Raw genomic sequence first — 18,165 nt, 5'->3', positions numbered from 1 at the left:
GCACGGGCTGCCTGATCTGCTTGTGGAAGCTGCGATTGCAAGCTGTGGACTATAGGGTTTCCGGCGGGTTTTGTGGTGCCGCTGCGTGCGGGCCGAACCTTGTGGCGCGTCGGCGGTGGGCGATTCTCACTCAGCTGGATTCGGTTTCGCGAAGCCGTGTATACCTATGCCCATGCGACAACTGCCTTGGCTCGAACCCGGAGACGCCTTGCCCGACCCTGCCTCGGCCTGGGGCACGGCCGACCCCGTCCCCGGCCTGCTGGCGGCCGGCGGCGCGCTCGATGTCGATACTTTGATGCAGGCCTATGGCAACTGCGTCTTTCCCTGGTTCAGCGAGGAACAGCCGATTCTCTGGTGGAGCCCGGACCCCCGTATGGTGCTGCAGGTGGCGGAGTTCAAGCTGCACCGGTCGCTGCGCAAGACCCTGACGCGTTTCGTGGAGGCTCCTGGGTGCGAGGTGCGCATCGACCATGATTTCGCGGCCGTCATCGCGGCCTGTTCGGGCTCGCCGCGGCTGGGCCAGTCGGGCACCTGGATCGTGCCGGACATGGTCAGGGCCTATACGGATCTGCACGAGGCCGGCCACGCCCACAGCGTCGAGACCTGGATCGACGGCAAGCTCGCGGGCGGACTCTACTGCGTCGCGCTGGGCCGTGCAGTGTTCGGCGAGTCGATGTTCACGCGCCGGCCGGACGCCTCGAAGATTGCGCTTGCCGCGCTGGTGTCGCTGTGCCGGCATTCCGGCGTCCAAATGATCGACTGCCAGCAGAACACCGCCCATCTCGCGAGCCTCGGCGCCGGCGAGATGGCGCGCAAACGCTTCGTCGCACACGTGGCGCGGGTACGGCAACAGGAGGGCCCACGCTGGCGATTCGACCCCGTATACTGGTCCGAACTCCTTTCCGCGCGACCTCTCTCACCGACGTGACGCACCTCAAGGACCTTCCGCTTCACACGCTGCAGTTCTACGCGACGGCGCCCTACCCCTGCAGCTATCTGCCGGACCGGCAGGCCCGCTCGCAGGTGGCCACGCCCAGCCACCTGATCCACAACGACGCCTACTCCGACCTGGTGCTCAGCGGCTTCCGGCGCAGCGGCATGTTCACCTACCGGCCCTATTGCGACGGCTGCCGCGCATGCATCCCGCTGCGGGTGCTGGCCAACAGTTTCCAGCCCACTCGCAGCCAGCGCCGCGCGCTCAAACAGCATGCTGGCCTGCAGGCGCGCGTGCTCAAGCTGTGCTTCATGCCCGAGCACTATCAGCTCTACCTGCGCTACCAGAATGGCCGCCACGCGGGCGGCGGCATGGACCACGACAGCATCGACCAGTACACCCAGTTCCTGCTGCAGAGCAGGGTGAACTCCCGGCTGGTGGAGTTCCGCGAAACGCTGCCCGACGGCAGCGCGGGCGCGCTCAGGATGGTGTCGATCCTCGACGTGCTGAACGACGGCATCTCGGCCGTCTATACCTTCTATGAGCCCGATACCCGCGCCGCGCCGGGCCGCCCCAAGCAAGCGGACGGCCCCCATGGGGGGCAGCGAGAACACGAAGTGTCGAGCGTAGGGACAACATCCACCGGTTATGGGACCTACAGCGTGCTCTGGCAGATCGAGCAAGCCCGCAAGCTGGGGCTGCCGCACGTCTACCTCGGATACTGGATCGAACACAGCCCGAAAATGAATTACAAGGCGCGCTTCTCCCCCCATGAAGTGTTGATTGACGGACACTGGCAGGCACCGGGCGATTTCACAAAGTAAAATGGCGCCCGGTCATCACCGCAGAGCGCCATGAGAAAAAACCAATCCGACATTCCCGCCGTTCCCGTGATCCAGGTGATCGAGCGCATGTTCGCGCTGATCGATGTCCTGGCATCCCGCGAGGAGGCAATTTCGCTGAAGGAAATCAGCGAAAAAACCGGGCTTCACCCTTCGACCACGCATCGCATCCTCAACGACCTGGCAGTCGGCCGCTTCGTCGACCGGCCCGAAGCTGGAAGCTATCGGCTGGGCATGCGCCTGCTGGAACTGGGCAACTTGGTCAAGGGTAGGCTCAACGTGCGCGATGCAGCACTCGGCCCGATGCGCGAGCTGCACAAGCTGACGCAGCAGCCCGTCAACCTGAGCATGCGCCAGGGCGACGAAATCGTTTACATCGAGCGCTCCTACAGCGAGCGCTCGGGCATGCAGGTGGTGCGAGCCATCGGCGGGCGTGCCGCCCTGCACCTGACCTCGACGGGCAAGCTGTTCCTGGCGGCGGACGACCCGCAGCGGGTACGCAGCTACGCCACGCGAACGGGCCTGGCGGGCCACACGCGCAACAGCATCACCCAGTTGCCGGCGCTCGAGCGCGAACTGTCGAAGGCGCGCCAATACGGCATCGCCCGCGACAACGAAGAACTGGAACTGGGCGTGCGCTGCATGGCTGCCGGCATCTACGACGACCAAGGCAAGCTGGTGGCGGGCCTGTCGATCTCGGCGCCGGCCGACCGGCTGGACGAAGGCTGGCTGCCCAAGCTGCAGGCCACGGCCAATGAAATCTCGGGCGCGCTGGGCTTCAAGGACGGGATGGCCATCACGCCGCCGACCACGAGCAGCAGCACCCCGCCGGCAGGTTGACCCGAAGAAGAAGAAGAAGGTCTGCCTCAAAAGCAAACAGGCCCTGCGAAGGGCCTGTTTTCATTGCGGGCTGGCGTACTGTGCGAGTCGATCAGCCGGCCACCTGGTAGCTGGTATTGCGCGAAGAAGCGGCTGGCGAACCGTTGGCATGGGTGGCTTCCACCCAGCGGCGAACCCGCTCGGCGTCGGCGATGCGGCTGAACTTGCCGGCCGAATCCAGGAACACCATGATCAGCTTGCGCCCGGCCACCCGGGCCTGCATCACGAGGCACTGGCCGGCTTCGGAGATGTAGCCGGTCTTCTGTACGCCGATTTCCCAATCGGGGCTCTTCACGAGGCGGTTGGTGGTGTTGAACTGCAGCACACGGTTGCCGACTTCGACCTGATATTCAGGCGAGGTGGACAGCGAACGCACCGTGGCATCGGAGTAGGCGGCATTGACCAGCAGCGCCAGGTCTTGCGCGCTCGACTGGTTGCTGCTCGACAGCCCGGTGGGCTCCACGTAGCGCGTGTCCTTCATGCCGAGCATCTTGGCCTTGGCGTTCATGATGCTCACGAAGGTCGTCAGGCCACCTGGATAGGTGCGGCCAAGCGCGTGTGCGGCGCGGTTTTCGCTCGACATCAGCGCCAGATGCAGCAGTTCGCCGCGCGAGAGCGTGGTGCCGACCGTCAGGCGCGAACTGCTGCGCTTTTCGGTGTCGACGTCGTCCTGCGTGATGGTGATGAGTTCGTCGTTCGGCAGATGGGCCTCGCTGATGAGCAGGCCGGTCATGAGCTTGGTGAGCGATGCAATCGGCAGCACGGCATGGTCGTTCTTGCTGAACAGCACTTCGTGCGTGTCCTGGTCGATGACCAGCGCGACGCTCGACTTCAGGTCGAGCACGTCCTCGGTGCCATGAAGCCCGGCCATCTGGCCGAAAGATTGGCGCGGTGCCTCGGTGACACGAACCACCGAGCGGCGCTGCACAGCCACCACGGTCTTGCCGTTCTTCTTGCGGATGGTGGCCACGACATTGCGGCCGCCACGAACCACCTTGTCCGCCTTTTCATTCTTCTCGGCCCGGCCGGCGCGCGCCGTCTTGGACGATGCGTTGCGCTTGACCTCGACCGGCACCGGCCCCTTCGCCTTCTTGGCGACGGTGGCTTTGGCAACGGGTTTTTCTTTCTTCGCGGCCTGGGCGCCAGGCAGCAAAAACGCCGCGGCGCACAGCGCAACGGCGAGCATTTTGAGTGCGGGTAGAAACCGCTGGCTGGAAACTCGGCGGAGACGGGCTTCAGGCATTTATAAATCTCCAGCGGCGACAAACGAGGACCGCAGTGTATCGAAATCAAAAAAGGCACGCAATATCAGTTACTTGCGTCCTCTTCTTCAATCGAATATCAAGGATCGCTTAAAACCTAACCCTGTGCCGCAACTCTCTCAGCTTGGCTCTGTAACTTGTTGAGCGCGCTCAAATAAGCCTTTGCCGAAGCGACCACGATGTCCGGGTCTGCACCCACACCGTTGACCACCCGCCCTGCGTTTTGTAACCGAACTGTAACCTCTCCTTGGCTTTCCGTCGAGCCACTGATGGCATTGACAGAGTAAAGAACCATCTCGGCGCCGCTCTTGACGTGCGACTCGATGGCTTTCAGGGAAGCATCAACCGGGCCATTCCCGTCGGATTCGCCGGTGACTTCCTTGCCTTGGACCGTGAACACGACTTTCGCCTGGGGGCGCTCGCCGGTTTCGCTGTGCTGGGAGAGAGAAACGAAAGCAAACTGCTCACCAACGTTCGACACCTCTTCCGCGCTGACGAGCGCGAGGATGTCCTCGTCGAAAATTTCCGACTTGCGGTCGGCCAGTTCCTTGAACCGGAGGAACGCGGCATTGATGTCGCCTTCGCTTTCCATGGCCACGCCCAGCTCCTGCAATCGCTGCTTGAAGGCATTGCGGCCGCTGAGCTTGCCGAGCACGATCTTGTTGGCCGCCCAGCCCACGTCCTCGGCGCGCATGATCTCGTAGGTGTCGCGCGCCTTCAGCACGCCGTCCTGGTGAATGCCCGAGGCGTGCGCGAAGGCGTTGGCGCCCACAACCGCCTTGTTGGGCTGTACCACGAAGCCGGTGGTCTGGCTGACCATGCGGCTCGCGGCCACGATGTGCTGCGTGTCGATGCGCAGGTCGAGCCCGAAATAATCCTTGCGGGTCTTCACCGCCATGACCACTTCCTCGAGCGAACAGTTGCCCGCGCGCTCGCCCAGGCCGTTGATGGTGCATTCCACCTGGCGCGCGCCGCCGATCTTCACGCCCGCCAACGAGTTCGCCACGGCCATGCCGAGGTCGTTGTGGCAGTGCACCGACCAGATCGCCTTGTCGCTGTTGGGAATGCGCTCGCGCAGCATCTTGATGAAGTTGCCGTAGAGCTCGGGAACGGCGTAACCGACAGTGTCCGGCACGTTGATGGTGGTGGCCCCTTCGTTGATCACGGATTCGAGCACGCGGCACAGGAAGTCCGGGTCGCTGCGGTAGCCGTCTTCGGGGCTGAACTCCACGTCCGCCAGCTGGTTGCGCGCGAAACGCACGGCCAGCTTGGCCTGCTCGTGCACTTCGTCGGGCGACATGCGCAGCTTCTTTTCCATGTGAAGCGGCGAGGTCGCGATGAAGGTGTGGATGCGCCCGCGGGCCGCGCCCTTGAGGGCCTCGGCTGCGCGCGCGATGTCGCGGTCGTTGGCACGCGAAAGGCCGCACACCGTCGAGTCCTTGATCGCATTGGCAATCGCCTTCACGGCCTCGAAGTCGCCGTTCGAGCTGGCGGGAAAGCCGGCTTCGATGACGTCGACCTTCAGCCGCTCCAGTTGCTTGGCAATGCGCATCTTTTCATCGCGCGTCATCGAGGCGCCGGGCGACTGTTCTCCATCGCGCAGGGTGGTGTCGAAAATAATGAGTTGGTCGGTCATCGTGGATCTCCTGTGTTCGTTCCCACCTTGCGCATCGGCAGCGTCAGGCGGCTTCAACCACCGATTGTGCGCCGTGTGCGCCCACGGCACGAGCACGCTGCACGCCCGAGACAATTGCCTTCAGCGACGCCGTGATCACGTTCGCGTCGATGCCCACGCCGAACAGCGTGCGGCTTTCGTCCACGCGCAGTTCGAGGTAGGCCACGGACTTCGCATCGGCGCCGGCGCCGATGGCGTGCTGGTGATAGTCCATCACACGCACCGTGTGGCCGGTGGCCTGGCTCAGTGCCTGCGTGAAGGCGTCGATGGGGCCATTGCCGCGGCCTTCGATGGCATAGGTTTCGCCGTCCCACGGCAGGTCGCCGCGCAGGACCACGGAGGCGTTGGCGCCCTCGCCTTCTTCCTCGATCACGCGGTGCTGCAGTGCCTGCGCAGTCTCGATGCCGTACTCGCGCACGAACAGCTGCCAGAGGTCGGCGGCGGTGAGTTCCTTGCCGGCAATGTCCATCACGCGTTGCACGGTCTGCATGAATTCCATCTGCAGGCGGCGCGGCATCTCGATGCCGTACTCGCTCTCGAGCAGGTAGGCCATGCCGCCCTTGCCGGACTGGCTGTTGACGCGGATCACGGCTTCATAGCTGCGGCCCACGTCCTTCGGGTCGATGGGGAGATAAGGCATGTCCCAGATGTCGCCGTCCTTGCGCGCGGCGAAGGCCTTCTTGATCGCGTCCTGGTGCGAGCCCGAGAACGAGGTGTAGACGAGGTCGCCCACATACGGATGGCGCGGGTGCACGGGAATCTGGTTGCAATGCTCGACGGTGGCGCGGATCTCGTCGATGTTCGAGAAGTCGAGCTCGGGCGAAACGCCTTGCGTGTAGAGGTTGAGCGCGACGTTCACAAGGTCGAGGTTGCCGGTGCGCTCGCCATTGCCGAACAGGCAGCCCTCGATGCGCTCGGCGCCGGCCATCAAGGCCAGTTCGCCGGCCGCGGTGCCAGTGCCGCGGTCGTTGTGCGGGTGCACGCACAGCACGATCGAGTCGCGGCGCGCGAGGTTGCGGTGCATCCACTCGATCATGTCGGCGAAGATGTTCGGCGTTGAATGCTCGACCGTCGTGGGCAGGTTCACGATGCATTTGCGCTGCGGCGTCGGCGCCCAGACCTCGGTTACCGCATCGACCACGCGCTTCGAGAACACGACGTCGGTGCCGGAGAACATCTCGGGCGAGTACTGGAAGGTCCACTGCGTTTTCGGCTGCCTGGCGGCGAATTCGTTGAACATGCGCGCATGGCTGCTGGCGAGCTCGACGATCTGGTCTTCGTCCATGCCGAGCACCACGCGGCGCATCACCGGCGCCACCGCGTTGTAGAGGTGCACGATGGCACGCGGTGCGCCCTGCAGCGATTCGAAGGTGCGTTCGATGAGGTGGTCGCGCGCCTGCGTCAGCACCTGGATCGTTACGTCGTCGGGAATGCGGTCTTCCTCGATGAGCTTGCGCACGAAGTCGAATTCCACCTGCGAGGCCGAGGGAAAGCCGACTTCGATTTCCTTGAAGCCGATGGCCACGAGCGTCTCGAACATGCGCATCTTGCGCGCGATGTCCATCGGCTCGACCAGCGCCTGGTTGCCATCGCGCAGATCGGTCGACAGCCAGATCGGCGCCTTGGTCAGCACGGCATCGGGCCAGGTGCGGTCCTTGAGGCCGATCGGGGCGAATGCGCGGTATTTGCTTTGAGGTTGCTTGAGCATGTCGATTTCTCTGAGATGGTTGGTAATCAACCAGCAACCCCAAAAACAAACGGCCCGTTGCTGGTGCGAACGGGCCGTGGTGAGGGATTTGCGCGTGCGCTACCGTCTCCGCCCGTGAGGGAGGGCTAGTAGGGCCAGCAGCGAAATCTTGGTCATGAGGATTGCGAATGTAGCACAAGCCACCGTCAGTTATGCAAGCCCCGTTCGTCGGGCTCTTCGGTCGAGGTGCTGATCACGCTCACCGGCTGGCCCTTGGCCTTGCGCCACGCGTACACCACGTAGCCGCTCAGGCCGTACATGACGAAAAGGCCGAACAGCACGGTGGGCGGATGGATGTTGATGACCGCGATGCCGAGCGCGATGAGCACGATTGCTGCGAAGGGCACGCTCTTCTTCATCTGGATGTCCTTGAAGCTGTAGAACGGCGCATTGGTGACCATCGTGAGGCCCGCATACAGCGTGAAGGCAAAGGTGACCCAGGTGATCTGCGTCCACGAGAGATACAGCACCTCCCCGCCACGCTTGCCCCATTCGTCCACGAGCCAGATGAAGCCTGCTACCAGTGCAGCAGCCGCGGGCGACGGCAGCCCCTGGAACCAGCGCTTGTCGACCACGCCGGTGTTCACGTTGAAGCGCGCGAGCCGCAGCGCCGCGCAGGCGCAATACACGAAGGCCGCGATCCAGCCCCAGCGGCCCAGGCCCTTGAGCGACCACTCGTAGGCGATGAGCGCCGGCGCGGCGCCGAACGACACCATGTCGGACAGCGAATCCATCTGCTCGCCGAACGCGCTCTGCGTGTTGGTCATGCGGGCCACGCGCCCGTCCAGGCTGTCGAGAATCATCGCGGCAAATACGCCGAGCGCCGCGAGATCGAAGCGCGCGTTCATGGCCATCACGACCGAGTAGAAACCGCCGAACAACGCCGCGAGCGTGAACAGGTTCGGCAGGATGTAGATGCCCTTGCGGCGCTTGCGCGGCTGCACGTCGTCGGGAACGGTATCGTCATGCATTGGAATGGCCTCCGTCCCCTGTGGGCGCTACGCGGTCCGCTATCCATTCGATAGCATCTATGTCTGTGAGTCGCATGGCTTGCAGTGTAGTTCAGGGGAGCTCTTCGGCCCCTGCAAACAAAAGGGCCACCGCGACGGGTGGCCCTTGGGAAATGGGTGCCGAAAGCACCCTCTCGCCGGCAAGATCAGTTGCGGGTTTGATCGACCAGCTTGTTCTTCTTGATCCAGGGCATCATCGCGCGCAGCTTTTCGCCGACGACTTCGATCTGGTGCTCCGCATTCAGGCGGCGGCGGCTGATCAGCGCAGGCTGGCCGGCAGCGGCTTCGAGCACGAAGCTCTTGGCGTATTCGCCGGTCTGGATGTCGCGCAGCACTTGCTTCATGACCTTCTTGGTCTCGTCGGTCACGATGCGCGGGCCCGTGACGTACTCGCCGTATTCGGCGTTGTTCGAGATCGAGTAGTTCATGTTGGCGATGCCGCCTTCATAGATCAGGTCGACGATCAGCTTGAGCTCGTGCAGGCATTCGAAGTACGCCATTTCGGGCGCGTAGCCGGCTTCCACCAGCGTTTCGAAACCGGCCTTGATCAATTCGACCGTGCCGCCGCACAGAACCGCTTGTTCGCCGAACAGGTCGGTCTCGGTTTCTTCGCGGAAGTTGGTCTCGATGATGCCGGCCTTGCCGCCGCCGTTGGCGGTGGCATAGCTCAGCGCGAGGTCACGCGCCTTGCCGGTCTTGTCCTGATGCACGGCCACGAGGTGGGGCACGCCGCCGCCTTGGGTGTAGGTGCTGCGCACGGTGTGGCCGGGGGCCTTGGGAGCCACCATCCACACGTCGAGGTCGGCGCGCGGCTGCACGAAACCGTAGTGCACGTTGAAGCCGTGCGCGAAGACCAGCGAAGCGCCTTCCTTGATGTGCGGGGCCACGTCATTCTTGTAGACGTTGGCGATCTGCTCGTCGGGCAGCAGGATCATGACCACGTCGGCCGACTTCACGGCGTCGGCGACTTCGGCGACCTGCAGGCCGGCCTTGCCGACCTTGTCCCAAGAAGCACCGCCCTTGCGCAGGCCGACCACGACCTTGACGCCGCTGTCGTTCAGGTTCTGCGCGTGCGCATGGCCTTGCGAGCCATAACCGATGATTGCCACCGTCTTGCCCTTGATGAGGCTCAGGTCCGCGTCTTTGTCGTAGTAAACCTTCATGTATTTCTCCTAAAAAATCTCAAGCACCCGCAGAGCGGGTGAATTTCACTCAAAGGCCGGAGGAATTCCGGTCCTTCATTTGCTGGTTGATGGACACGAGGCTGTCGTGGATGCGGAACAGCACGATGAGCAGTTCGCTGTAGATGCGAACACCGATGGCACCGAAGATCAGGAACGTGAAGGCCGGCAGGTACTGGCGCTGGTAGAGCGCCGCCCCCGCAAGGACGATCACGCCCAGCAGGCCGAGAAAGTAGAGCACCCGGACGATCGCGGGAGTCACCATCCTGTCGAAACCGAGCAGACCTCGCATCACTTTTGCCTCATGTGTGGATGAACGGATGAACTGAGGGCGCCTTCACCCTCCTACACGCGCAGAATGCGCTCGCCGCGGCCGATGCCGCTGGCACCGGTACGGACAGTTTCGAGGATAGCGCTACGTTCGATCGCTTCCAGAAAAGCGTCGTTCTTGCCATGGTCGCCGGTGAGTTCGATGGTGTAGCTCTTGTCGGTCACGTCGATGATGCGGCCGCGAAAAATTTCGGCCATGCGCATCATTTCCTCGCGCTCCTTGCCGACCGCGCGCACCTTCACCATCATGAGCTCGCGCTCGGTGTAGGCGCCTTCGGTCAGGTCGACGACCTTCACGACTTCGATCAGGCGGTTCAGGTGCTTGGTGATCTGCTCGATCACGTCGTCGGAACCGGTCGTGACGATGGTCATGCGCGAGAGGCTCGGGTCCTCCGTGGGCGCGACCGTCAGCGATTCGATGTTGTAGCCGCGGGCCGAGAACAGGCCCACCACGCGGGAAAGAGCACCCGGCTCGTTTTCCAGCAGCACTGCAATGATGTGTTTCATGTTTGCATGACTCCTCTTTTCGCCGCCCTCCCCCGCGCACGGTAATGCGTGGGCTTGGCGGGCAATAGATTCGTCAGTAAAAGTTGAGCGAGAGAAAAATGCTCCGCGGATCAGAGATCCTCGGAACCCATCAGCATCTCGGTGATGCCCATGCCGGCCTTCACCATCGGGAACACGTTCTCGGTGGGGTCGGTGCGGAAGTCCATGAACACCGTACGGTCCTTGAGCTTGCGTGCTTCGCGCAGCGCGGGCTCCACGTCTTGTGGACGCTCGATCAGCATGCCGACGTGGCCATAGGCCTCGGCGAGCTTGACGAAGTTGGGCAGTGCGTCCATGTAGCTGTGGCTGTAGCGGCCGGAGTATTCGATCTCCTGCCACTGGCGCACCATGCCCAGGTAGCGGTTGTTGAGCGAGCAGATCTTGATCGGCGTGTTGTATTGCAGGCAGGTGGAAAGTTCCTGGATGCACATCTGCACCGAGCCTTCGCCGGTGATGGTGAACACTTCCGAATCGGGCTTCGCGAGCTTGATGCCCATGGCGTAGGGAATGCCAACGCCCATGGTGCCCAGGCCGCCCGAGTTGATCCAGCGGCGCGGCTCGTCGAAGCGGTAGTACTGGGCAGCCCACATCTGGTGCTGGCCCACGTCCGACGTGATGTACGCGTCGGCATCCTTGGTCATGTTCCAGAGCGTCTCGACCACGTACTGCGGCTTGATCACGTCCTTGTTGCCGCGGTCGTACTTGAGGCAGTCGCGCGAGCGCCAGGCTTCGATGGTCTTCCACCAGTCGGCCAGCGCGCCGGCGTCGGGCTTGGTGGTGCTCTCGCGGATCATCGAGATGAGTTCGGTGAGCACGTCCTTCACGTCGCCGACAATCGGGATGTCGACCTTCACGCGCTTGGAGATGCTCGACGGGTCGATGTCGACGTGGATGATCTTGCGTTCGTTCTGCGCGAAGTGCTTGGGGTTGCCGATGACACGGTCGTCGAAGCGCGCGCCCACGGCCAGCAGCACGTCGCAGTTCTGCATCGCGTTGTTGGCTTCGATGGTGCCGTGCATGCCCAGCATGCCCAGGAACTTGCGGTCGCTCGCCGGATAGGCGCCCAGGCCCATCAGCGTGTTCGTGACCGGGTAGCCGAGCATGTCGACGAGCGTGCGCAACTCGTTGGTGGCATTGCCCAGCAGCACGCCGCCGCCGGTATAGATGTAGGGACGCTTGGCGGCCAGCAGCAGTTGCAGCGCCTTGCGGATCTGCCCGCCATGGCCCTTGCGAACCGGGTTATACGAGCGCATCTCGACCTTGTCGGGATAGCCGGCGTAAGGCGTCTTCTTGAAGGAAACGTCCTTGGGCACGTCCACCACCACCGGGCCTGGGCGGCCGCTGCGTGCGATGTGGAAGGCCTTCTTCATCGTCATGGCCAGATCCTTCGGATCCTTGACGAGGAAGTTGTGCTTGACGATGGGACGGGTGATGCCGACCGTGTCGCATTCCTGGAAGGCGTCGAGGCCGATGGCGGCCGTTGGCACCTGACCCGAGATGATCACCATCGGGATCGAGTCCATGTACGCCGTGGCGATGCCGGTGACCGCATTGGTCAGGCCGGGACCGGAGGTGACCAGCGCCACGCCGACGTCGCCGGTGGCGCGCGCATAGCCGTCGGCCGCGTGGACGGCTGCCTGCTCGTGACGCACCAGCACGTGCTGGATGGTGTCCTGCTTGTAGAACGCGTCGTAGATGTAGAGAACGGCGCCGCCCGGGTAGCCCCAGACGTACTGGACGCCTTCGGCCTGCAGTGCCTTGACCAGCACTTCAGCGCCCATGAGTTCTTGCGTCGTATTGCCTGCGCCTGAGGACGCGGCTGCTGCGGAAGCGATTTCCGCCTTGGAGATTTCCATGATCAACCTTTGTGTTATTTCGGGAACGAAATACCTTGGGTGCCCCTTGCCAACCCTTGTGGGGCCGCGCCAGGACTTGAGGCCAAAGCCATGAGCGGACTGATGTTCCGCCGGACCGTGACCCGTTTGCCTTTTGACTTGCAAGGCGGATTATGGCATTTCCGGGCGTTCAGATTCGCTTCAGCTGCCTTGTAAAGCTACAAAGGCATAATCCGCGGCGATAAACACACACGCGACGTACGCAATCGCCAGACCCCCTTTCCCACGCGGCGCGCCTTTCGCGCCCCCTCTCGCTTGGCCACTGAACAAGAACTCTCCGACTTCCTGAAAAGCGTCGAACGGCGCGCTTTCAAGCGCTCGGTCTACCACGTGCGGGATGAAGAAGCGGCGCTCGATATCGTGCAGGACAGCATGATGAAGCTGGCGCAGCACTACGGCGACAAGCCCCCGGCCGAGCTGCCGATGCTGTTCCAGCGCATCCTGTCGAACTGCACGCTCGACTGGTTCCGCCGCCAGAAGACCCGGCGCGCCCTGTTCTCCAACCTCAGCGATTTCGAGTCGATCGACGACGACGGAGATTTCGACCTGCTGGAGAACTTCGTCTCGCCGACCGACTCTAGGGAATCGGAGAGCGCCGAAGACACGACCCGCCGCGCCCAGGTCTTCCACGAAATCGAGGAACAGATCGCAGCACTGCCGGGCCGTCAACGCGAGGCTTTCCTGATGCGTTACTGGGAGGAAATGGACGTCGCAGAGACGGCCGCTGCGATGGGCTGCTCCGAGGGCAGCGTCAAAACCCATTGTTCGCGAGCCGTTCACGCTCTGAGCAAGGCGCTCAAGGCCAAGGGAATATCGCTATGAACACTAAGGTTCCAACCTCAATTTCCAGCATCGCCGAAGACCAGTTCGGCCAGCGTCTGGTTGCCCGCCTTTCGGCCGGCAATCAGGAGTTGCCGCACGACATCGGCGAACGGCTTCGCGTGGCGCGCGCGCAGGCCGTAGCCGCGCGCAAGCTGCCTCCGCAGCTGCGAACCGCGCCTGTGGCGGTGCAGTCGGGTCACACGCTCACGATGGGTGGCAGCTGGTGGACCCGCATCGGCTCCGTGGTGCCGCTGATCGCGCTCGTGGCCGGCCTGATCGCCATCAGCGCGATGCAGGACGACGATCGCGCCAGCGAACTGGCCGAGGTGGATTCCGCGCTGCTGACGGGCGACCTGCCGCCAGCCGCCTATACCGACCCGGGTTTCGCTCAATTCCTGAAGGCCGACAGCGCCTCCGACTGAACCTTCACCGACCGAATGCGACGCCATTCCATCTCCAGCGTGAACACTCCCCGTCCGTTGCGCCCGCTCCAGGCGGGCGCAGTCGTTTGGGCGGGTGCGCTTGCGGTCGCAGCCTTCGGCCTGACGCTCGCCAACGCCCAGCCCCACACCGAGGCGGCGATCAAGGGCCCGGCCCCGGGAAGTTCCGCGTCGGCCACCAGCCCGAAGGCCGTCTCGACCACAAAGCCACTCTGGAACGAACTCACGGCCGAGCAGCAGCAGGCCCTCAAGCCGCTAAGCGTTCACTGGAACACGCTGAATGTCGGCCAGAAAAGGAAATGGCTGGCGCTGTCTCGCAACTACGCGAGCATGTCGACCGAAGATCAGTCCACCCTGCACAGCCGCATGATCGAATGGGCCGCCCTGAGCAACCAGCAACGTGCGCAGGCTCGCCTGAACTTCGCCGAGGTCAAGCGCATTTCACCCGACGAGCGCAAGGTCAAATGGGAGCAGTACCAAGCCTTGAGCGAGGAAGAAAAGCGCAAGCTTGCAGAACGCGCCCCGCCCAAGCCACGTGGGGCAGCCATTCCCGTGCGGCCGGTTTCGTCCCAGAAGCTCGTGCCAGTGCCGGCCGTCACGCCTGCAGGGCAGCACACGCCCAGAATCCTGCTGGCACCGACGCCCGCAGCCGGGCCCGCAACGATCCTTGTGGCCTCACCGCTGGAGCGCGCCCCCGCGGCAACGACACCGGCGGTTTCCGTCACGCCTGCGGCACCCGCGACAACCAGCGCCACGCCCGCGCCGGTTCCGGCGGAAGCCCAGGTACCGGCGCCGTCTTCTGCGGCCGAGGCACCTCCCTCTGCTCCCTGATCCCGAGGCTCCGATGGTTTCCAGCTCTCCCGAGGCGTCGGGCTCCGATCAGGCCGCCTCGCAGACTCCTCCAGCGACCAACGCTCCTGTATCGATAGTGCCGGGCCTCTGGCGCCGCATGGCCTGCTGGCTCTATGAGGGCATGCTGCTGTTTGCCGTGGTGTTCGTTTCAGGCTGGCTCTTCAGCACGCTGGGCCAGATGCGCGATGCCATGGATTCGCGGCGCCATCTTTTCCAGGCTTTTCTTTTCGTGGTGTTCGGCGTGTACTTCGTCTGGTTCTGGACCAAGGGCCAGACCCTCGCCATGAAGACCTGGAACATCCGCATCGTCGACGCACACGGACGGCCCGTCAGCCAGCGCCGGGCATTGGGGCGCTACCTGCTGAGCTGGGTCTGGTTTCTGCCGCCGCTGGCCGCCATTGCGCCGTTCAAGCTGTCAGGCGCCGAATCGACCGTCCTGATTTTCGGCTGGGTCGCCGTCTGGGCGCTGCTGGCGCGTTTTCACCCCGAGCGCCAGTTCTGGCACGACGCCTGGGCCGGTACACGGCTCATCACCTCCAAACCGATGAGTCGCCGATGAGTGCCTTGCGCAAGCTCCCCGATCCCGCCGTCAATCCACAGAAAGCCCGCAAGGGCCTCGAGCGGGTCTGGCATGCCGCGCTGATCTCTCTGCACGGCCTGCGCGCCGGCTGGAGCGAGCCCGCCTTCCGCCAGGAAGCCATCATGTCGATCGTGATGATCCCGGCCGCCTTCTGGCTCGGACGCGGCTGGACCGAGGTGGCGCTGCTCGCGGGAAGTGCGGTCCTTGTGATGATCGTCGAGTTGCTCAACACCGCCGTCGAGGCGGCCATTGATCGCATCGGCCCCGAGTGGCACGACCTTTCCAAGCGCGCCAAGGACATGGGCAGCGCCGCGGTGCTGCTGTCGCTCATGCTCTGCGGGGGTATCTGGGCGGCGGCGTTGTGGCAACGCTTCATGTCATGAGCAGGCCTGCGGGCTGCGGCATGATGGCAGGATGAATCCTGAATTTTCGATCTGCGTGTATTGCGGCTCGCGCCCCGGCGAGCGTCCCGAGTTTTCCCAGGCCGCGCAAGCGGTCGGCCAATGGATCGGCCAACATGGCGGCCAACTGGTCTACGGCGGCGGCCGCACCGGCCTGATGGGCACGGTGGCCGAGGCCACCCGCCTCGCCGGCGGCCGCGTGGTCGGCATCATTCCCAAGGCGCTGGTCGATAAGGAACTGGCCAATCCGCTGTGCGACGAGCTGCATGTGGTCGACACCATGCACGAGCGCAAGGCCATGATGGGCGAGCGCGCCGACGCCTTCGTCGCCCTGCCGGGCGGCATCGGCACCTTCGAGGAACTGTTCGAGATCTGGACCTGGCGCCAACTCGGCTATCACGACAAGCCGACCGGCATCCTCAACACCGCCGGCTACTACGACGGCCTGCTGGGCTTCCTGGCGCACAGCGTGCGCGAGGGCTTCATGGGCGAATGGCAGATGGAACTGATCCGCACCGGCACCGACGTGCCCGAACTGCTCACGGCGCTGCGCGCCGAAGTGCCGCTCCACCCGCGCGAAGACCGACTCTCCGAAAACCTCTGATCCAAGCAGGCCCCGGGGCCCTTCCAGAAACACCGAGGAACCGGCGTTGCCGGGCCTCAGGTAGTGCCCCCGGTAGGGGGTAGGCGAAGCGACACGAAGTGCGCGCAGCCTGGGGGCGAGCTTTTTTAGACCGCGTTTTCGTTTTCTTCGCCGGTGCGGATGCGCACGATGCGCTCCACGCCCGTCACGAAAATTTTCCCGTCGCCTATCTTGCCGGTGCGCGCCGAGTTGACGATGGCCTCGATGCAGCGTTCCACATCGGCCTCGTTGACGACCACTTCGACCTTCATCTTGGGCAGGAAGTCGACCACGTATTCGGCGCCGCGGTAGAGCTCGGTGTGCCCCTTCTGGCGGCCGAAGCCCTTGACCTCGGTGACGGTCAGGCCGGTAACGCCCACTTCGGCCAAGGCCTCGCGCACGTCCTCGAGCTTGAAGGGTTTGACGATGGCGGTGATCTGCTTCATGGTTTTTGCGCTCCGGCGGTTTCGTTGAATTTGCTGGTGATAGGGTAACGCCAATCCTTGCCGAAGCTTCGGTGGGTGACCCGGATGCCTACTGGCGCCTGGCGCCGCTTGTATTCGTTGATCCTGATGAGCCGCGCAACCCGCTCGACCACCGCGCGGTCGTAGCCCGCGGCAATGATCTCGTCGATGCCCTCGTCGTCCTGCATGTAGCGTGCCAGGATGCCGTCGAGGATGTCGTAGGGCGGCAGGCTGTCCTGGTCGGTCTGATCGGGCCGCAGCTCGGCGCTGGGAGGCCGCGTGATGATCCGCTCGGGGATCGGCGCCATCCCCGTGCCGTACGGGTCGTGGGCGTTGCGCCATCGCGCCAGCGCAAACACGGTGGTCTTGAGCAGGTCCTTGATGACTGCGAAACCGCCCGCCATGTCGCCGTAGAGCGTGCAGTAGCCGGTGGCCATCTCGCTCTTGTTGCCCGTGGTGAGCACGATGGCGCCAAACTTGTTCGACAGCCCCATCAGCAGCGTGCCGCGGATGCGGGCCTGGATGTTTTCCTCCGCAGTGTCTTCGGGCCGGCCCTTGAATTCCTCTGCCAGCGCATCCTTGAAGGATTCGAAGGTGTGCTTGATCGAAATCTCGTCGTAGCGCACGCCCAGGCGGCCGGCCATGTCGCGCGCATCGATCCAGCTGATGTCGGCGGTGTAAGGCGAAGGCATCATCACCGCGCGCACCTTGTCCTTCCCTAGTGCATCGACCGCGACGGCGAGCACCAATGCGGAATCGATGCCGCCCGAAAGCCCCAGGATGGCGCCCGGAAAACCGTTCTTGCCGACGTAGTCGCGCACGCCCAGCACCAGTGCGTCCCAGAGCTGTGCCTCGGGATCGCGCGGGGGTGTGATGGCGGCGGGCTCGGCCACGAAGCCAACGCTGCCCTGTGGGGTGCGCTCCAGCTGCGCGAAGACCAGCTTCTCCCGGAAGCTCTCCGCCTGCATGGCGGTGGTGCCGTCGGCCTGCAGCGCGAACGAAGCGCCGTCGAACACCACCTCGTCCTGCCCGCCGACCAGGTGCGCATACACCAGCGGCAGCCCCACGGCACGCGCCCGGTCGGCCATGCGCGCGATGCGCTCGCCTTCCTTGCCCACGTGGTAGGGCGAGGCATTGATCACCGCCAGCATCTCGGCACCGCCTTCGCGGGCCAGCTCGGCCGGCTGGTCGAACCAGGCGTCCTCGCAGATCAGCAGACCGACCGAGACCCCGCCCGCCTCGAACACGCAGGTACCCTGCCCCGGCGTGAAATAGCGGCGCTCGTCGAACACCTGGTAGTTCGGCAGTTCGCGCTTGGCGTAGGTCTCGAGGATGCGTCCCTCCTTGATGACGCTGGCCGCGTTGTGGCGCATCTGCACCGCCACCGAGCGGCTGCGCAGGCTGCCGCCGGTCGGATGCCCCACCACCACGACCATGTCTTTGAGGTCGGCCAGAGCAGCGGCAATGCCTTTCACGGCATCATCACAGGCTTCGGTGAAGGCGGGACGGAGGAACAGGTCTTCCGCTGCGTAGCCGGCAATCGAGAGTTCGGGCGTCAACAAGAGACGCGCGCCCTGTGCATGGGCACGACGCGCGGCGTCGACGATCTTTTTCGCGTTGCCGGCGAGGTCGCCCACCACAAAATTGAGTTGCGCGATGGCGAGCTTGAGCGTCATACAGAAG

Annotated in this window: 19 protein-coding genes; 9 read left to right on the top strand and 10 right to left on the bottom strand. The window is 64.1% G+C overall.

The genetic code is table 11. The annotated features are described in order from the left end of the window. The first annotated feature begins 172 nt into the window (after positions 1–172). Genes aat through ASC92_RS17220 form a run of 3 tightly spaced genes read left to right on the top strand, consistent with a single transcriptional unit; the run spans position 173 to position 2,616 of the window. A complete protein-coding gene (aat, locus tag ASC92_RS17230) occupies positions 173–928 on the top strand; it encodes a leucyl/phenylalanyl-tRNA--protein transferase (protein WP_056519103.1) in 756 nt (251 codons plus the stop codon). Next, on the top strand, positions 925–1,758 hold the full coding sequence (locus ASC92_RS17225; protein WP_056518089.1) for an arginyltransferase: 834 nt from the start codon (positions 925–927) through the stop codon (positions 1,756–1,758). Before aat ends, ASC92_RS17225 begins: the two co-directional genes overlap by 4 nt. A gap of 30 nt (positions 1,759–1,788) precedes the next feature. Beyond that, positions 1,789–2,616 carry an IclR family transcriptional regulator gene (locus ASC92_RS17220; RefSeq protein WP_056518087.1) on the top strand — a complete coding sequence of 276 codons (828 nt, stop codon included), beginning with the start codon at positions 1,789–1,791 and terminating at the stop codon, positions 2,614–2,616. Between the two features lie 91 nt (positions 2,617–2,707). Here the strand turns inward: ASC92_RS17220 and ASC92_RS17215 are convergent, their stop codons facing one another. The 8 genes from ASC92_RS17215 to ASC92_RS17180 all read right to left on the bottom strand — a co-directional run bounded on the left by ASC92_RS17215 (position 2,708) and on the right by ASC92_RS17180 (position 12,262). Continuing rightward, entirely contained in the window at positions 2,708–3,898 is a 1,191-nt protein-coding gene (locus ASC92_RS17215) for a serine hydrolase (protein WP_056518085.1), read from the bottom strand. A gap of 116 nt (positions 3,899–4,014) precedes the next feature. Further along, positions 4,015–5,553, bottom strand: coding sequence for a 2-isopropylmalate synthase (locus ASC92_RS17210; RefSeq protein ID WP_056518083.1), 1,539 nt, complete (start codon positions 5,551–5,553; stop codon positions 4,015–4,017). A 43-nt stretch (positions 5,554–5,596) separates the two neighbouring features. Next, complete coding sequence (leuA, locus tag ASC92_RS17205) at positions 5,597–7,300, bottom strand: 2-isopropylmalate synthase (protein WP_056518081.1); 1,704 nt, start codon at positions 7,298–7,300, stop codon at positions 5,597–5,599. A gap of 185 nt (positions 7,301–7,485) precedes the next feature. After that, on the bottom strand, positions 7,486–8,310 hold the full coding sequence (gene pssA, locus ASC92_RS17200; protein WP_056518079.1) for a CDP-diacylglycerol--serine O-phosphatidyltransferase: 825 nt from the start codon (positions 8,308–8,310) through the stop codon (positions 7,486–7,488). 185 nt (positions 8,311–8,495) lie between these two features. Continuing rightward, a complete protein-coding gene (gene ilvC, locus ASC92_RS17195) occupies positions 8,496–9,512 on the bottom strand; it encodes a ketol-acid reductoisomerase (RefSeq protein WP_042579952.1) in 1,017 nt (338 codons plus the stop codon). A 49-nt stretch (positions 9,513–9,561) separates the two neighbouring features. Beyond that, entirely contained in the window at positions 9,562–9,822 is a 261-nt protein-coding gene (locus tag ASC92_RS17190) for a DUF4282 domain-containing protein (protein WP_007834235.1), read from the bottom strand. A gap of 53 nt (positions 9,823–9,875) precedes the next feature. Then, entirely contained in the window at positions 9,876–10,367 is a 492-nt protein-coding gene (gene ilvN / locus ASC92_RS17185; protein WP_056518077.1) for an acetolactate synthase small subunit, read from the bottom strand. A gap of 110 nt (positions 10,368–10,477) precedes the next feature. After that, positions 10,478–12,262 (bottom strand): acetolactate synthase 3 catalytic subunit, encoded by a 1,785-nt coding sequence (locus tag ASC92_RS17180; RefSeq protein ID WP_056518075.1) that lies wholly within the window; start codon positions 12,260–12,262, stop codon positions 10,478–10,480. A gap of 294 nt (positions 12,263–12,556) precedes the next feature. On the opposite strand from ASC92_RS17180, the gene ASC92_RS17175 reads away from it, so the two are divergent. The 6 genes from ASC92_RS17175 to ASC92_RS17150 are packed head-to-tail and all read left to right on the top strand — an operon-like array spanning position 12,557 to position 16,000. Further along, positions 12,557–13,123: an RNA polymerase sigma factor gene (locus ASC92_RS17175; RefSeq protein WP_042673514.1), complete on the top strand. Its 567-nt coding sequence runs from the start codon at positions 12,557–12,559 to the stop codon at positions 13,121–13,123. Continuing rightward, positions 13,120–13,545, top strand: coding sequence for a DUF3619 family protein (locus ASC92_RS17170; RefSeq protein WP_056518073.1), 426 nt, complete (start codon positions 13,120–13,122; stop codon positions 13,543–13,545). The genes ASC92_RS17175 and ASC92_RS17170 overlap by 4 nt, the downstream gene beginning before the upstream one ends. Positions 13,546–13,584: 39 nt before the next feature. Next, positions 13,585–14,394: a DUF3106 domain-containing protein gene (locus tag ASC92_RS17165; RefSeq protein ID WP_235505863.1), complete on the top strand. Its 810-nt coding sequence runs from the start codon at positions 13,585–13,587 to the stop codon at positions 14,392–14,394. A 13-nt stretch (positions 14,395–14,407) separates the two neighbouring features. Beyond that, entirely contained in the window at positions 14,408–14,974 is a 567-nt protein-coding gene (locus ASC92_RS28655; RefSeq protein ID WP_056519102.1) for an RDD family protein, read from the top strand. Continuing rightward, a complete protein-coding gene (locus ASC92_RS17155; RefSeq protein ID WP_056518071.1) occupies positions 14,971–15,378 on the top strand; it encodes a diacylglycerol kinase in 408 nt (135 codons plus the stop codon). Before ASC92_RS28655 ends, ASC92_RS17155 begins: the two co-directional genes overlap by 4 nt. 31 nt (positions 15,379–15,409) lie before the next feature. Then, positions 15,410–16,000 (top strand): TIGR00730 family Rossman fold protein, encoded by a 591-nt coding sequence (locus ASC92_RS17150; RefSeq protein ID WP_056518068.1) that lies wholly within the window; start codon positions 15,410–15,412, stop codon positions 15,998–16,000. A gap of 125 nt (positions 16,001–16,125) precedes the next feature. On the opposite strand, the gene ASC92_RS17145 is transcribed toward ASC92_RS17150, so the two are convergent. Together ASC92_RS17145 and ASC92_RS17140 are read right to left on the bottom strand one after the other, a co-directional pair. Then, a complete protein-coding gene (locus ASC92_RS17145; RefSeq protein WP_056518066.1) occupies positions 16,126–16,464 on the bottom strand; it encodes a P-II family nitrogen regulator in 339 nt (112 codons plus the stop codon). Then, positions 16,461–18,158, bottom strand: a complete 1,698-nt coding sequence (locus ASC92_RS17140) for an NAD+ synthase (RefSeq protein WP_056518064.1) — start codon at positions 18,156–18,158, stop codon at positions 16,461–16,463. The genes ASC92_RS17145 and ASC92_RS17140 overlap by 4 nt, the downstream gene beginning before the upstream one ends. Between the last annotated feature and the right edge of the window lie 7 nt (positions 18,159–18,165).

Origin of the sequence: Variovorax sp. Root411 (assembly GCF_001425205.1) — a bacterium.
In the GTDB taxonomy this organism is placed as follows: Bacteria; Pseudomonadota; Gammaproteobacteria; order Burkholderiales; family Burkholderiaceae_C; genus Variovorax.
Note: the sequence above shows the minus strand (reverse complement) of the source record. Positions and strands in the feature narration are given on the sequence as shown.

Coding starts and splice junctions, on each gene's coding strand:
- aat (WP_056519103.1), top strand. CDS start 173: ATGCGACAACTGCCTTGGCTCGAACCCGGAGACGCCTTGCCCGACCCT.
- ASC92_RS17220 (WP_056518087.1), top strand. CDS start 1,789: ATGAGAAAAAACCAATCCGACATTCCCGCCGTTCCCGTGATCCAGGTG.
- ASC92_RS17215 (WP_056518085.1), bottom strand. CDS start 3,898: ATGCCTGAAGCCCGTCTCCGCCGAGTTTCCAGCCAGCGGTTTCTACCC.
- ASC92_RS17210 (WP_056518083.1), bottom strand. CDS start 5,553: ATGACCGACCAACTCATTATTTTCGACACCACCCTGCGCGATGGAGAA.
- leuA (WP_056518081.1), bottom strand. CDS start 7,300: ATGCTCAAGCAACCTCAAAGCAAATACCGCGCATTCGCCCCGATCGGC.
- pssA (WP_056518079.1), bottom strand. CDS start 8,310: ATGCATGACGATACCGTTCCCGACGACGTGCAGCCGCGCAAGCGCCGC.
- ilvC (WP_042579952.1), bottom strand. CDS start 9,512: ATGAAGGTTTACTACGACAAAGACGCGGACCTGAGCCTCATCAAGGGC.
- ASC92_RS17190 (WP_007834235.1), bottom strand. CDS start 9,822: ATGCGAGGTCTGCTCGGTTTCGACAGGATGGTGACTCCCGCGATCGTC.
- ilvN (WP_056518077.1), bottom strand. CDS start 10,367: ATGAAACACATCATTGCAGTGCTGCTGGAAAACGAGCCGGGTGCTCTT.
- ASC92_RS17180 (WP_056518075.1), bottom strand. CDS start 12,262: ATGGAAATCTCCAAGGCGGAAATCGCTTCCGCAGCAGCCGCGTCCTCA.
- ASC92_RS17170 (WP_056518073.1), top strand. CDS start 13,120: ATGAACACTAAGGTTCCAACCTCAATTTCCAGCATCGCCGAAGACCAG.
- ASC92_RS28655 (WP_056519102.1), top strand. CDS start 14,408: ATGGTTTCCAGCTCTCCCGAGGCGTCGGGCTCCGATCAGGCCGCCTCG.
- ASC92_RS17155 (WP_056518071.1), top strand. CDS start 14,971: ATGAGTGCCTTGCGCAAGCTCCCCGATCCCGCCGTCAATCCACAGAAA.
- ASC92_RS17150 (WP_056518068.1), top strand. CDS start 15,410: ATGAATCCTGAATTTTCGATCTGCGTGTATTGCGGCTCGCGCCCCGGC.
- ASC92_RS17145 (WP_056518066.1), bottom strand. CDS start 16,464: ATGAAGCAGATCACCGCCATCGTCAAACCCTTCAAGCTCGAGGACGTG.
- ASC92_RS17140 (WP_056518064.1), bottom strand. CDS start 18,158: ATGACGCTCAAGCTCGCCATCGCGCAACTCAATTTTGTGGTGGGCGAC.